Here is a 14,312-nt window from a genome sequence, read left to right on the forward strand (position 1 = left end):
GCGCATCTTCCGCGTGATCGATCACGGGCGTTTCCGCCCGAGCCGCCTCGTGGATTAAAAAATTCGGAGCGCTCGCGTGGCATCAGACCTGATGCGGCTCGAAATCACGCGTAAAGGATTGCCTCGTAAAGGCGTCGACGGAGTCCATCATCGCATCGGCTTGCCGTGGCGCGCCGCGAGTGGCGGGGTCCTCTTATCCGATCGATGACGGGATCGAGGTCGTCGGCGATTTGCCGAAACGAACCGCCGGGGACGGAGCAATCGGCGGACGTCCCTAGAGTACGTTCAGCATCGCGAGCGCGGCTTCCTGCAGATGCGGCAGCACGCGCCGCACGGCCGCGTCGGTCGTCTCCGCGCCGATCGGCATGTTCGTGCTCAACGCGGCAACCACTTCCCCATGACGGTTCTTCAGCGGCACCGCGATCCCGCGCACGCCGACCTGAAGTTGCTGTTCGATCGCCGCGAAACCGGCGTCGCGTGCGCGGTCGACCTGTTCGAGCAGGCGCGCCTTGTTGGTGAGGGTGTGCGGTGTGAACGGCGGCAGTTCGGTGTCGTCCAGCCACGCGCGCACGGCTTCGCGATCGGGATAATGGGCGAGCAGCACGACGCCCGGCGACGTGAGCGGCGCTGGCACGCGCGCACCGAGCACGAAGCCGGTCGTCATCACGCGCGACACGCCGTTGCGCGCGATGAACACGAGTTCCCAGCCGTCGAGCACGCTCACGTAGGCCGACTCGTTCAACGACGCACTCAATTGCTGCAGATAGGGCTGGACCGTGCGCGGCAGGCGCGCGGAATCGAAGTACGACCAGCCGACCCGCAGCACGCGCGGCGTGAGGCCGTACAGCTTGCCGTCGGTGTACACGTAGCCGAGCGATTCGAGCGTCAGCAGGTAGCGCCGCGCGGCCGTGCGCGTAAGACCGGTGCGCGCGGCGGCCTGGGTGGGCGTCATGCGCGCATGCTGGCTGTCGAACGCCTCGAGGATCGCCAGGCCTTTTTCGAGGCCGGCAATCCAGTCGCGTCGGTCGAGTTCGGGCTTTTTCATCGTCGGAAGGAAGGTGCCGTCTGCGTGCGCGGTAATCGCGCGTGAATGGACGATTATCGCGCAGATCGGATCTGCCGAGATGCATCGCGGGGGCCTGTCTGTTTCGACGCTGGATGCGTGCCCCAAGCCCGGAACGTGACCGTCGCCGATAACCGGCGATACGCCGAACGACCGGATCGGCGTGACGTGCGCGACCCATGTGGAAGACATGCCGAAAGCCTTGCCGCTGTCCCGCAGCATTGCAGGGACGATTTCGCCGGGGAAGCCGGCTAGAATCGCCGCCTCGACTGGGACAGAACCATGAAAATTCGCGAATCCGTGTTGGCCGTGCTCGTCGCGGCCGTGCCGCTGCTTGCCGCGGCGAATCCTTCGTCCGGCACGCCCCTCCCGAAGCCGACCGTCGATGTGCGTGCGTGGCCGCGCATGACGTCGCCGCAATTCGGCTGCTATGTCGAAACAGCCTTCGGCTACCGTGACAAGCGCTTCAATTGCGCGTTGAAGCAGTACAGGAACGCCGGTGACGCGTGCAAGAACACGAAGGCCTACTACGAAGGCCCGGCGTTCCCCGACCGGCTCGCGGCCAGCGTGCATCCGCTCGCGACCAAGGTCGAGCTGGACTGGGAGCACGGCGACCTGCAAATGGTCACCGTCACGCTGAAGGGGACGTGGAACGAAGCGGACGTGCGCAAGGCGTTCGGGCTGCCGCGCGCGGAAGGGCGCAAGCTGACCGAAGCGGAGTTGCGGTCGGAGCCGGGCAACCTGATGGATACGCGTGTCCAGTATCCGTCGGCCCCGCTCGACGAAAGCCTGGCGAAGCGCCCGAGCAACCCCGCGCGCGGCACGACGGCCGTGATGCTCTACGGGTTCGACCACATGGGTGCAGGTGACGCCGATTGCGGGGGAGGCGAGTAACGCGCGAGGAGGCGGCCGGCGCGGCCGCCGACCGGGTGCGGAGACGGTACGGCGCCCGGATGGGCGTGCGCCGCACCGTCAGGGTCTTACTCGCTGCTCGTCCACTCGACGTTCGCGCCGACCGAGCGCAGGTTCTCGACGAAGTGCGGGTGCGCGCGGCGGATCGGCAGCGCGTTCATGATTTCCGAGCGGCCTTCGATGCTCGCGGCCACCATCAGCAGCGCGATCGCGACGCGAATGATGTACGGGCTCTCGACGCGCGCCGGCGTCAGTTGCAGCCCGCCGAACGTGATCAGACGATGCGGATCGGACAGCAGCACGTGCGCGCCGAACTTCGACAGTTCGCCGGACCAGCCGAGCGCGCCGTCGTACACCTTGTTCCAGAACATCGCGCTGCCTTCCGCGCGCACGCCGAGCGCGATGAAGATCGGCAGCAGGTCGACCGGCAGGTACGGCCAAGGCGCGGCTTCGACCTTGGTGAGGATGTTTTGCGTGAACGGCCGGCGCACGCGCAGCGGGCCGTCGCGTTCCGCGCGCGACCAGCCGTCGCGGTGCGTGACGTTGACGCCGAACTTCGCGAACGTGCGGTCGATCAGCGGGAAATGCTCGGGTGACGAGTTGCGCACCGTGATGTCGCCGCCCGTGATCGCGCCGAGCGCGAGGAACGTCGCGATCTCGTGGAAATCCTCGGCGAAGCGGAACTCGCCGCCGCCGAGCTTGCGGCCGCCCGTCACGCAGAGCCGCGACGTGCCGATGCCCTCGATCGCGACGCCGATCATCGCCAGGAACTGGCAGAACTCCTGCACGTGCGGCTCGGACGCGGCGTTCATCAGCGTCGACGTGCCGTTCGCGGCGGTCGCGCATAGCGCGAAGTTTTCGGTGGTCGTGACCGATGCATAGTCAAGCCAGTGGTCGTTGGCCGTCAGCGGGCCGTCGGTGCGCACGATCAGCGAATCGGGCGTGCGCTCGATGTGCGCGCCGAAGCGCTCGAACACCTCGACGTGCGGATCGATCTCGCGCACGCCGAGCGTGCAGCCCTTCACGTCGTTCTCGAGGCGCGCGACGCCGAAGCGCGCGAGCAGCGGCGGGATCAGCATGATCGACGAGCGCATCGCTTCGGGCAGCCGATGGACGGACGGATCGAATTTCGTGTTCCGATGGTGGAGTTCGAGCAGGCCCGTCGTGAAATCGACCGACACGTCGCTGCCGAGCGTGCGGAAGATGTCGAGGATCTTGCGCACGTCGGTGATATCCGGCACGCCGATGAGGCGCAGCGGCTGATCGGTCAACAGGGTGGCGCACAGAATCGGCAGGACGGCGTTCTTGTTTGCGGACGGCTTGATGTCCCCGCGCAGCGGAGTGCCGCCGTGGACGATGAGATTCGACATGATATGGGGGCGTATCGGTGACTGACGTAGGCCCATATGATGCCATTGGTCGGCGGGCGGCGTGGAATGTTCGGAGGCGAAAAAGGGGAATCGGGGCGGGCAACTGACAGTGTTTGACGTCGCGCGCACGAACGAGAGGCGGGGGGCGTGCCGGTCGACGTCGAGCAGTGCGTGATGGCCGGCCACGGGCGGGCCGGCCATTCGGTCAGGTTGTTACTGCGCCGCCCGCATCCGCGCGGCGACCACCAGCGAAATCAGGCAACCCACCGCGAGGTAACCGGCGACGAGGTGCCACGAGCCGCCGGCCAAGCCGACGAGGCCGACCGCGATGAACGGCGTGAACCCGCCGCCGACCACGCTCGCGAACTGGTAGCCGACGCCCGCGCCGCTATAGCGGTATTCGGCGCCGAACAACTCGGTGAACAGCGGCTGCTGGACGCTCACGACCATGTCGTGCGCGGCGTTCGCCAGCAGGATCGAGAAGATCACGATCCACGCGATCGACCGTGCCTCCAGCGCGACGAAGAACGGCACCGCGGACGCGAGGCCGATCAGCGCGCCGATCAGGTAGATGCGGCGCAGGCCGTAGCGATCGGCCAGCCACGCGAAACACGGGATCGTCACGCAGCTCACCGCGCCCACCAGCAAGCCGATGTTCAGGAACAGGTCGCGCGACATACCGAGGTTCGTCGTCGAATAGCTGAGCGCGAACGCGGTGACGATATACATCGTGAACAGTTCGGCGAGCCGCAGCGCGATGATCAGCAGGAATGCCTTCGGATGGCGCGTCAGCGCTTCCAGCACCGGCAGGCGCAGCTTGCGGTTGCCGTGTTCGACCTTCTCGACGAATTCCTGCGATTCGTCCATGTTCTTGCGCACCCACAGCCCGATCAGCACGAGCACGATGCTGAATACGAAGGGCAGGCGCCAGCCCCACGACTTGAACCCGGCCTCGCCCAACGTGTGGCTCAGGATCGACACGATGCCCGTGGCGAGCACGAGGCCGACGCCGTAGCCGACCTGCACGCCGCTGCTGTAGAACGCCTTCTTCTGCTTCGGCGCGCTCTCGACGGCCATCAGTGCCGCGCCGCCCCATTCGCCGCCGACCGCGAAACCCTGGATCGCGCGCATCAGCACCAGCAGCACGGGCGCCCACCAGCCGATCGCCGCGAAAGTCGGCAGCAGGCCGATCGCGACCGTCGACAGCCCCATCAGCATCACGGTCAGCACCAGCATCCGCTTGCGGCCGAGCCGGTCGCCGTAATGGCCGAACACGACGCCGCCGAGCGGCCGGAACAGGAAGCCGACGCCGAACGTCGCGAAAGCCGCGAGCGTGCCCATCGTCGGGCTGACTTTCGGGAAGAATTCGGAATTGAATACCAGCGCGGCGACGATCCCGTACAGCAGGAAGTCGTACCAGTCGACAACGGCGCCGACGAAGCTGCCGATCGCGGCCTTGCGGGCCTGGCTGCGTATGCGGGCACTGGCGGCGGCGTCGAGGGTGTCGAAGGTGGGGGTCATGGCGATGTCTCCTGGCACGGCGCATCGTGGAATCGTGGCGGCGCCGCGTCCGATGCTGCATTGAAGTCGATGGGTGAACGGAGAATAGGGCGCGCGCCGCATGGCGGCAATTGGCCAATCGGACAATGTGCGCGATTATCGTTCAAGTTCGTGCGATTATCGAACGCTTTCCGGGTTTGCACTGAGCGGCGTAACGATATCCCGTTTGGCCAGGGTGTGCCGCCGTGAACGATCTGGTTAAAATTGGAACCATTGAAAATTCGCCCGTTCGGGGCGGATGCGCGGTCGCCAACTTGGCAGCGCATGCCGCACGCGACGGGCACCATCCCCATCGACCGCATGCCCCCGGAGACTGGAATGCCCGGCAATTCCCACCCCCTGTCCAGCGATACGCCGCCCGTTACCGATCCGGCTGCCAATCCGCTCGGGATGGCCGGCCTCGAATTCGTCGAATTCGCGGCGCCCGTGCCGGAAGCGCTCGCGCAGCGCTTCGAGCAGCTCGGCTTCAAGGCGATCGCGCGGCACGTCAGCAAGAACGTCACGCTGTACCGGCAAGGGCAGATGCATTTCCTGATCAACGCCGAGCCCGATTCGTTCGCCGCGCGCTACGCGGAGGAATACGGGATGGGCGTCTGCGCGATCGGGCTGCGGGTGGCCAGCGCCCGGCGCGCGTTCGAGCGGGCAATCGAGCTCGGCGCGTGGGCGTTCGAGGGCGAGAAGGTCGGGGTCGGCGAGTTGAAGATTCCGGCGATCCAGGGCATCGGCGATTCGCACCTCTATTTCGTCGACCGCTGGCGCGGGCGTGATGGCCAGCGCGGCGGCGTCGGCGACATCTCGATCTTCGACATCGATTTCCGGCCGATCGACATCGCGACCGCGCATACCGATCTCGACTGCGCGGGCGTCGGCCTGCGGCAGGTCGATCATTTCACGCAGACCGTCGGCGCGGGGCGCATGCAGGAGTGGCTGGATTTCTACCACGACCTGCTGCATTTTCGCGAAATCCACGAAATCGACGCGCACTGGCATGTGTCGGAGGAATCGCGCGTGATGGTGTCGCCGTGCGGCGCGGTGCGGATTCCGGTCTATGAAGAAGGCACGCGGCGCACCGAGCTGATGCATGCGTATCTGCCCGACCATCCGGGCGAGGGCGTGCAGCACGTCGCGCTGGCCACCGACGACATCCTGTCCTGCGTCGATGCGCTGCGCACGAACGGCGTCGAATTCATCGAGCCGCCGGCCCGTTATTACGACGACGTCGACGCGCGGCTGCCGGGGCATGGTGTCGATCTCGACGCGCTGCGCCGCCGCGCGGTGCTGATCGACGGCGAGATCGGCAGCGACGGCGTGCCGCGCCTGTTCTTCCAGACCTTCGTCAAGCGCCGGCCCGGCGAGATCTTCTTCGAAGTCGTGCAGCGCAAGGGGCACCACGGGTTCGGGGAAGGGAATCTCTCGGCGCTCGCCCGCGCGCGCGACGCCGGCTAAGTGGCACCGGCGCCCGCCTCGGGCGCCACGCGCTGCACGTCGAGCCTCACGCGCCGGCGGCCGGCACGCGGTTCGGCGCGGGGTCGTTCGGCTTGCGCAGCACGCATGCGGTGCCGCCCGGCGTGTACATCGACACGACACAGCGGTTGCACGACGTGCAGCCCGACTGCGTGAGCCGGCCGTCGTGCAGTTCGTTGACGAAATCCGGCGCGAACACGAGCGCGCGTGCGAGCGCCACCGCGTCGAACCCTTCACGCATCGCCCGCTCGACGTTCCCGCGTGAACGTACGCCGCCGATGTAAGCGAGCGGCATCCTGACGGCCACGCGCACCTTCTTCGAGTGCACGAGAAAATACATCTCGCGAGACGCGCCCAACTTCGGCTCGGTGAGCTTCTGTAGCGCCATTGTGCGTCACCCGCACCGCCGCGCATCGTCCCGGTGGATGGCCCGCACGCCACGCATGTCGCTGGCTGCCCGGCGCGGGCACGGTGCTTGACGATCACGTCCGTCGCCATGTCACACTGCGGCCATGCGCGAAGATCGTTACCCGCCGATCGCCCCGTTCGCCTCCGGGCTCCTTGCGGTCGCGCACCGGAATCGAATCTGGTGGGAACTGGCCGGCAACCGGGCGGGAAGCGCGCCCTGTACCTGCATGAGACGGCGGCCCATGCCATTCGTGTGCAGGCGACGTTGCCGGTTTGCAGGCAGGCATCGTTCGATGGCACCGTGACGAAGCGGCATGCCGCGCACGACTCGAACAACTCGAACAACATCAGGAGAACCGCATGAGCAGCCAGTCGCAGCAGAAGCAGAAGCGCTTGCCGAAACCCGCAGGGCGCCAGGCGATCCTGACCGAGCAACGTCGCCGGAAGATGGCGCGTTCGCCTCACGCGTATGTCCGCGGCAATACGGCCCGGTTCTACGAATGGCTCGTCGAAACCAACGGCAGCGCACTGCCGCACGGCCCGTCGATCTGGATCTGCGGCGATTGTCATACCGGCAATCTCGGCCCGGTTGCAAACCGCGAAGGGAAGGTCGACGTGCAGATCCGGGATCTCGACCAGACGGTCATCGGCAATCCCGTCCATGACCTGATCCGACTCGGGCTTTCGCTGGCGACGGCCGCGCGCGGGTCGGCGCTGGCGGGCCTGACGATCGTGCACATGATGGAGGCGATGACGACCGGTTATGCGTCGGCGTTCGGCAGCCGCAACGCGAAGCTGCCCGAGCGCCCCGAACCGGTCCATCTCGTGATGAAGCAGGCCATGCGCCGTTCATGGCGGCAACTTGCCGTCGAACGGATCGAAGGGCTCGCGCCGACGATTCCGCTCGGCCGTCGCTTCTGGCCGCTGAGCGCGAAGGAATCGCGTGCGATCGGCGAGTTGTTCCGCGACGAAGCGATCGCGATGCTCGCCACGAGCCTCAAGGGCCGCAACGACGCGGGCAAGGTCGACGTGCTCGACGCGGCGTACTGGGTGAAGGGCTGCAGTTCGCTCGGACGGCTGCGCTATGCGGTGCTGCTCGACATCGACGGGGACGTCAGCGACGGCGACGACCTGTGCCTGATGGACATCAAGGAGGGCGTGACAGCCGCCGCACCGCGCGACGAAACGGCCGCGATGCCGCGCGACAACGCCGAGCGCGTCGTGGAAGGCGCGCGGCATCTGTCGCCGGCCCTCGGGGAGCGGATGCGGGCAGCACGCCTGCTCGATCGCGCGGTCGTGATCCGCGAACTGCTGCCGCAGGACCTGAAGCTCGACATCGATCGGCTTGCCGAGGACGATGCGCGCGACGTCGCACGCTATCTCGGTGCGGTGGTCGGCGCAGCCCACGCGCGCCAGATGGACAAGCCGACGCGCGCGGCGTGGCGCGCGGAGCTCGGCCGCAACCGCGCGAAGACGATCGATGCGCCGATGTGGCTGTGGAACAGCATCGTCCAGCTCGTGAGCAACCACGAAGCGGGGTATCTGGAGCATTGCCGGCGCTTCGCCGCGGGGAACTAGCGCCTGTTCGCGCTAATAACGGGCTTGCGCTGGCCACCAGAAGGGCCGAACGCACGGATTGCGACGAAGCGAATACTCGACGTATTCGCAAGAAACATGTCGCGGCGATCGGCCCTTCTGGTGGCCAGCCCCACGACTGATTTTTCCAAACAGGGGAACGTGCGTCGCCGGCCGCATTGCGGCGTTGCGCGTCGCTTGTTTAGCTCGGCCAAACGACGCTCCTTGCTTCTTGCACGCCAGCCGGCAACGCACGTTCGCAAGCCCGCTATCAGCGTGAACAGGCCCTAGCATATCGCCGCGTGCGACGGCCGAGGCTATCCGGCTGCGTCCGGCTTGTGGCTCTGCCGACGCATGCCGTCGAGGATCGCGTCTACCACGTCCGCCTGAAAATAATCCGCCAGGATCTCCGCGTCGCGCCTCGACGATCGTGGATTCCGTGCGCGGACGACGACTGCGATCGCGGCGCACACGTTGTTCTGGGTCGAATCGACGCGCCGAACCTGCGCGATCCGGTAGCCCGGCTGGATCTCGCCGTCATGTGAGCGCCGGGCGCGCTCGGCACCTTGACGAGCTGCTCGATGCTGGCTGCCGACGGGCGCGCAGGATTGCCGCGTGACGCCAGTACAGGCCGCATGTATCGACGAAAACAACCGATAGCCTGCCCAGCGAAGAGCCGCCCCGTCCGTCATCCCGCGTCAACGCCTTACGCTGCTCGCAACGGATGCGGGTGCACGCCCCGTGCGCTTTCCGGATCGTCGTCGCCGAGCGGAATGAACGCCATGATCTCGAGGTCGTGTCCCGACAGCGCAGGCAGCCGGAACGGGCTCGACAGCACGTTCAGCCGCCGTACGCCAAGCTCGCGCAGGATCTGGGAGCCGATCCCCGTCACGCGTCCGTCACGGCGCGCATGGCCGGGGGGCGCCCGCATCGCGTCGCCGCGCATGTCGCAGTCGAGCAGCACGGCCACCCCGCAGCCGGCCGCGTCGATCCGCTGCAGCGCGGCGTGCAGCGGCCACGAATGCGCGGACGGTTCCGCATCGAGCAGATCGAGCAGCGAATGGCATTCGTGCACGCGCGTCAGCACGGGCGTCGACGGATCGGGCTCGCCGCGCACGAGCGCGAGATGCGGCGCGCCGTGCACGGTGTCGCGATACTCGATCGCGCGGAATCGTCCCCACGGCGTATGCAGCGGCCGCTCACCGACGCGTTCGACGAGCGATTCGTGTTCGCGCCGGTAATGGATCAGGTCGGCGATCGTGCCGATCTTCAGCCCGTGATGCGCGGCGAACGTCTTCAGCTCGGGCAGCCGTGCCATCGTACCGTCGTCGTTCATCACCTCGCAGATCACCGATGCGGGCGTGAGCCCGGCGAGCGCCGCGAGATCGCAGCCGGCCTCGGTGTGCCCCGCGCGCACGAGCACGCCGCCCGGACGAGCGGCGATCGGGAACACGTGGCCGGGCTGCACGAGATCGTCCGGGCGGGCGCCGGCCCGCACCGCCGCACGGATCGTATGCGCGCGATCGGCCGCCGAAATGCCGGTCGTCACGCCTTCGGCCGCCTCGATGCTGACGGTGAACGCGGTGCCGAACGGCGTGCCGTTGCGATCAGCCATCGGCGGCAGCTTCAGCTGCTCGCAGCGCTCGGCGGTCAGCGTCAGGCAGATCAGCCCGCGCCCGAAGCGCGCCATGAAATTGATCGCGTCGGGCGTCACGTGATCGGCCGCGATCACGAGATCGCCTTCGTTCTCGCGATCCTCCTCGTCGACGAGCAGGACCATTCGGCCCGCCCGCAGTTCGTCGACGATCTCCAGCGTGCCGGCGAGCGTCATGGCGCCACCGTCGGGTCGAACGCGCGGCGCAGCGCGTCGGCGCCGAACGTCAGCACGCGGTCGGCTGCATCGATCGCGCCGAGCATGCTCGCGAAACCGTGAAGCTGGCCCGGCCAGCGCACGAGCGTCACCGGCGTGCCGGCCTGCGCGAGGCGCAGTGCATACGCTTCGGCCTCGTCGCGCAGCGGATCGAATTCGGCGCTGACGATCGTCGCCGGCGCCGCGCCCGTGACGTCCGGCGCAACGAGCGGGCTTGCCAGCGGCGACGCGCGATCGGCGCCGGCGTCGAAATAGTGGTGCTTGAACCAGCGCATCATGTCCGCCGTCAGGAAATAGCCATTGCCGAGCGTTTCGTACGACGGATGCTCGGTCGCGCAATCGACGACCGGATACAGCAGCAACTGGTGCGCGATCGCGATACCCGAGCCACGCAACTGCAGTGCGGCGACCGCCGCCAGATTGCCGCCCGCGCTGTCGCCGGCCACGGCAAGTGCGCCGGCGCGTGCGCCGAGATCGCGCGCGCTAGCGGCGGCCCAACGCACGGCGTCGCATGCGTCGTGCGCGGCGGCCGGGAAGCGCGCCTCGGGCGCGAGCCGGTAGTCGACCGAAAGCACGAGCGTGCGCGCACGGGCCGCGAGGCTGCGGCACAGGTTCGCATGCGAATCGATCCCGCACGACACGAAGCCGCCGCCGTGGAAGAACACGGTCAGCGGCAACGGCCCGTCGGCGGCGGGCCGATACAGCCGTGCGCACAACTGACGGCCCGACGCGGGAATCTGCCAGTCCTCTTCGGCGGCGACGGCATCGCCCGGCGCAAACGCGCCGCCGGCGGCAAGACTCGCGCGATACGCGGGAACGGTGAGCTGCGCGAAATCGATCGCGGGTGCCTGGGCGAACGCGGCGAGCAGCGCGTGCGCCTGTGGGTCGAGCGGCATGGGGACTCCTGTCTGAATCGGATGCGGTTTGAATCAGGTAAACCCGTGTCGCGGTTTTCCCTGAGTCCGCACCGGACGCTTGCCGGCACGGCCTGACGGGCATTCCAGCGCAGCGGGCAGCGCGCCACATCATCCGATCGGACGATGGTTCGTCCGGTCGGATGGCCAATCCTCACCATTCAGTGAATCTCCCGATGACGCCGGAATTTAGACGCGTCTTAATCATGGCGGCGCGGTTGGGTCGTGCCGGAAACATGTCGTATGGAGGATGGAGCGTGCTGATGGAGACGAGATGGGCTCCGCAAGAGAGCCAGGCAACCAGTGACGAGGCCGACATCGGCGTCGCGGATTTCAGCGAGCTGATGGCGCGCATTTACCAGGGGCCTCTGGAAACGCCGCCGTGGGCCGGTGCGCTCGAACTGGTTCGTCGCTGGCTGCAGGCCAACTACGTGACGCTGATCCTGCGCGCGGCCGCGAGCGACCGCCGCGCGCCGCTGTCCGTGCATGCGTCGGAATTCGGCCCGGTGGTGCCGGGCGACGGCGAGGCGTCGTACAACAACTACTACTATTCGCTCGACCCGTTCGTCGGCCTGCCGGCCGATCGCGTGGTGACGGTCGACGACGTGTTCGGCGACACCGGCTGGCTGTCGAGCGAGCTGTACAAGCAGTTCCTGAAGCCGCAGGACGTGCGCTATATCCTCGGCGCCGACCTGCGTACGCCGTCGGGCGTCGAGTGCCGCTTCCGCGTGTGCCGCAACCATGCGTCGAAGCAGTTCTCCGCGCGCGACAAGGCGATCTGCGCGTTGCTGCTGCCGCATCTGAAGCGCGCGGTGGAATTGCATTCGCGGCTCGACACGGCCGAGGTCGAACGCTCGATCTATGCGAACGCGATCAACCGGATGCAGATCGGCACGATCACGCTCGACGAGAACGGCACGATCATCGACCTGAACAGCGTGGCCGACGAGATCCTCAAGCAGAACAACGGTCTGACGATTGCGCGCGGCACGATCGAGGCGACCGATGCGCAGGAGAACCGGACGCTGAAGCGGTTGATCCGCCATGCGGTGATGGGGCACCACGGCACGGCCACGGCGACCGTCGAGGCGATGCCGATCACGCGCAGCTTCGACAAGCCGCGCCTCGGGCTGCTGGTGCGCACGGTGCTGCTGTCCGACTGGTCGGAGGACAACAAGCGGCGGCCGGCCGTCACGCTGTTCCTGCGCGATCCCGACCGCAAGCCGCAGGGCGCGCAGGAAATCATCCGCAAGCTGTTCGACCTGACGCCCGCCGAGACGTCGCTCGCGCTGCTGCTGACGAACGGACTGACGCTCGAGGAAGCCGCGGAGGAATCGGGGATCAGCAAGAACACGGCGCGCACGCATCTGCGCGCGATCTTCTCGAAGACGGGTGTCACACGCCAGGCGACGCTCGTGCGGATTCTGCTCGGGAGTGTCGTGCCGCTCGGGTAAGCGGCTCACCGTGTCGATTCATCGGAACCGGCCCTATTCGTTTGGCGAACCATCGACAGCGGTCAACGCATGACGATGACGGCATCATGCAAAAGAGGCTCGCACAACGCGAGCCTCTTTGTCGTTCCGCCCAGCCGATAACCGATAGCGGGTATCGGAGGGGTCACGCGTCGGCGCCATGTACGACGGTGCCGGCCGCGTTCACGAACTGCGCGTAAACGCGATGAACGGCGAAGGTGCCGGCCGTCCGGGTTCCCGGGAAGCGCGCGCGGCGGACGTTTTCGCCCGCGGCTCCTCGGTTTCGGCTCACAGCGTCTCGATTGCCAGCGCGATACCCTGGCCGCCGCCGATACAAAGCGTCACGACGCCGCGCCTGATTCCGTCACGCTGCATCGAATGGATCAGGCGTGTTGTCAGCACCGCGCCCGTCGCGCCGATCGCATGACCGTGCGCGATCGCACCGCCTTCGACGTTGACGATCTCCTCGGCAATGCCGAGCTGACCCGCCACCGCGATCGGCACGACCGCGAACGCTTCGTTGACCTCGAAACGCTCGACGTCCGCCAGCGCCCAGCCTGCACGTTCGAGCGCGATCTTCACGGCCGGAACGGGGCCGAGCCCGAACATGCCGGGCTCGACGGCGGCGACGCCGAACGCAACCAGCCGGGCGCTCGGCGCGATGCCGTGCGCATCGGCGAACGCGCGATCCGCAACCAGCATCGCTGACGCGCCGCTGTTCAGGCCCGGCGCGTTGCCTGCGGTAATCGTGCCGTCCGGGCGAAACGCGGGTTTCAGTCTGGCGAGTGCTTCGAGCGTCGTCTCGGGGCGCGGTGTCTCGTCGCGAGCAAACGCGACGCGCGCCTTGCGCTGCAGGACGTCGACCGGCACAAGCTCGGCGTCGAACTTGCCATCCGCGAGCGCGGTGGAGAAACGCTGCTGCGAGCGGAGCGCCCAGCGATCCTGGCGGTCGCGCGAGATGTCGAGCTGCGCCGCGAGATCTTCCGTATGCCATCCCGAATGCTGGTCGGAAAACGCATCGACAAGGCCGTCGCGCAGCATGCTGTCGCGAATCGGCGCGTCGCCCATCCGGTAGCCCCAGCGTGCGCCGTCGAGCAGGTACGGCGCACGCTCCATGCTTTCCATGCCGCCGGCGACCGCCGCGTTCGCGTATCCCAGCAGGATCTCCTGCGCGGCATTGACGACCGCCTGCGCACCGGAGCCGCAGACGCGGTTGACCGTCAGCGCGGGCACCTTGACCGGCAAGCCGGCGCCGATGGCGGCTTGCCGGGCCGGGTTCATCTTGTTGCCGGCCTGGATCACGTTGCCCAGCACGACCGTGTCGATCGCCGCGCCGTCGAGGCCGCTGCGCCTCAAGGTTTCGCGCACGGCGATCGCCCCGAGTTCGGTGGCCGATGTGTCCTTCAGGGACCCGTTGAACGTGCCGATCGGCGTACGGACGGGGTGGCAAATGACAACTTCACGTGTACTCATGATGCGTTCCTGGATCGCGTTGCAAGGTGCGCGGGCGAGTTTGTCGCGAACGGGGCACGCCGCGCGATTCGCGTCGCCGTTTCGATTGCGCCGTGATGCGGGCAGGGCCGCCGACGCCGTGCAGGGCGACTGATCCGATGCCAGGCTCGCGAGCCGCTACGTGAGGGAAAGGTATCTATGCATATGCATACTGTCAACGGGGCTATTGCGCACGATTGGGGAAGCGTGGCG

At 67.4% G+C, this 14,312-nt stretch carries 12 protein-coding genes; 4 read left to right on the forward strand and 8 right to left on the reverse strand.

The genetic code is table 11. The annotated features are described in order from the left end of the window. Window positions 1–274: 274 nt before the first annotated feature. On the reverse strand, window positions 275–1,045 hold the full coding sequence (locus HWX39_RS13075; RefSeq protein WP_175968484.1) for an IclR family transcriptional regulator C-terminal domain-containing protein: 771 nt from the start codon (window positions 1,043–1,045) through the stop codon (window positions 275–277). A gap of 300 nt (window positions 1,046–1,345) precedes the next feature. Between HWX39_RS13075 and HWX39_RS13080 the strand changes: the two genes are divergently transcribed. Continuing rightward, complete coding sequence (locus tag HWX39_RS13080; RefSeq protein WP_175968485.1) at window positions 1,346–1,957, forward strand: hypothetical protein; 612 nt, start codon at window positions 1,346–1,348, stop codon at window positions 1,955–1,957. An 86-nt stretch (window positions 1,958–2,043) separates the two neighbouring features. On the opposite strand, the gene HWX39_RS13085 is transcribed toward HWX39_RS13080, so the two are convergent. Both HWX39_RS13085 and shiA read right to left on the reverse strand, forming a co-directional pair. Beyond that, window positions 2,044–3,345, reverse strand: coding sequence for a UDP-N-acetylglucosamine 1-carboxyvinyltransferase (locus HWX39_RS13085; protein ID WP_175968486.1), 1,302 nt, complete (start codon window positions 3,343–3,345; stop codon window positions 2,044–2,046). Between the two features lie 213 nt (window positions 3,346–3,558). Next, window positions 3,559–4,866 (reverse strand): shikimate transporter, encoded by a 1,308-nt coding sequence (gene shiA, locus HWX39_RS13090; protein WP_175968487.1) that lies wholly within the window; start codon window positions 4,864–4,866, stop codon window positions 3,559–3,561. A 357-nt stretch (window positions 4,867–5,223) separates the two neighbouring features. On the opposite strand from shiA, the gene HWX39_RS13095 reads away from it, so the two are divergent. Continuing rightward, window positions 5,224–6,351 carry a VOC family protein gene (locus HWX39_RS13095; RefSeq protein ID WP_175968488.1) on the forward strand — a complete coding sequence of 376 codons (1,128 nt, stop codon included), beginning with the start codon at window positions 5,224–5,226 and terminating at the stop codon, window positions 6,349–6,351. A 46-nt stretch (window positions 6,352–6,397) separates the two neighbouring features. Here the strand turns inward: HWX39_RS13095 and HWX39_RS13100 are convergent, their stop codons facing one another. Continuing rightward, window positions 6,398–6,757, reverse strand: a complete 360-nt coding sequence (locus tag HWX39_RS13100; protein ID WP_244134982.1) for a hypothetical protein — start codon at window positions 6,755–6,757, stop codon at window positions 6,398–6,400. 380 nt (window positions 6,758–7,137) lie between these two features. Between HWX39_RS13100 and HWX39_RS13105 the strand changes: the two genes are divergently transcribed. Continuing rightward, window positions 7,138–8,355 carry a DUF2252 family protein gene (locus tag HWX39_RS13105; RefSeq protein ID WP_175968489.1) on the forward strand — a complete coding sequence of 406 codons (1,218 nt, stop codon included), beginning with the start codon at window positions 7,138–7,140 and terminating at the stop codon, window positions 8,353–8,355. Window positions 8,356–8,669: 314 nt separating this feature from the next. Here HWX39_RS13105 and HWX39_RS13110 read toward each other — a convergent pair whose 3' ends face one another. Genes HWX39_RS13110 through HWX39_RS13120 form a run of 3 tightly spaced genes read right to left on the reverse strand, consistent with a single transcriptional unit; the run spans window position 8,670 to window position 11,118 of the window. Continuing rightward, window positions 8,670–9,044, reverse strand: coding sequence for a hypothetical protein (locus HWX39_RS13110; RefSeq protein WP_175968490.1), 375 nt, complete (start codon window positions 9,042–9,044; stop codon window positions 8,670–8,672). A gap of 14 nt (window positions 9,045–9,058) precedes the next feature. Further along, window positions 9,059–10,183, reverse strand: a complete 1,125-nt coding sequence (gene ribBA, locus HWX39_RS13115; protein WP_175968491.1) for a bifunctional 3,4-dihydroxy-2-butanone-4-phosphate synthase/GTP cyclohydrolase II — start codon at window positions 10,181–10,183, stop codon at window positions 9,059–9,061. Continuing rightward, window positions 10,180–11,118: an alpha/beta hydrolase gene (locus tag HWX39_RS13120; protein ID WP_175968492.1), complete on the reverse strand. Its 939-nt coding sequence runs from the start codon at window positions 11,116–11,118 to the stop codon at window positions 10,180–10,182. Before HWX39_RS13120 ends, ribBA begins: the two co-directional genes overlap by 4 nt. Before the next feature lie 281 nt (window positions 11,119–11,399). Between HWX39_RS13120 and HWX39_RS13125 the strand changes: the two genes are divergently transcribed. Beyond that, the gene (locus HWX39_RS13125) at window positions 11,400–12,590 is read left to right on the forward strand and encodes a helix-turn-helix transcriptional regulator (RefSeq protein ID WP_175968493.1); all 1,191 of its coding nucleotides are present in this window, start codon (window positions 11,400–11,402) and stop codon (window positions 12,588–12,590) included. 306 nt (window positions 12,591–12,896) lie between these two features. Here the strand turns inward: HWX39_RS13125 and HWX39_RS13130 are convergent, their stop codons facing one another. After that, complete coding sequence (locus HWX39_RS13130; RefSeq protein WP_175968494.1) at window positions 12,897–14,081, reverse strand: thiolase family protein; 1,185 nt, start codon at window positions 14,079–14,081, stop codon at window positions 12,897–12,899. Window positions 14,082–14,312: the final 231 nt, after the last annotated feature.

The sequence above is a fragment of the Burkholderia sp. BCC0322 genome (assembly GCF_902833045.1).
Taxonomy (GTDB): Bacteria; Pseudomonadota; Gammaproteobacteria; order Burkholderiales; family Burkholderiaceae; genus Burkholderia.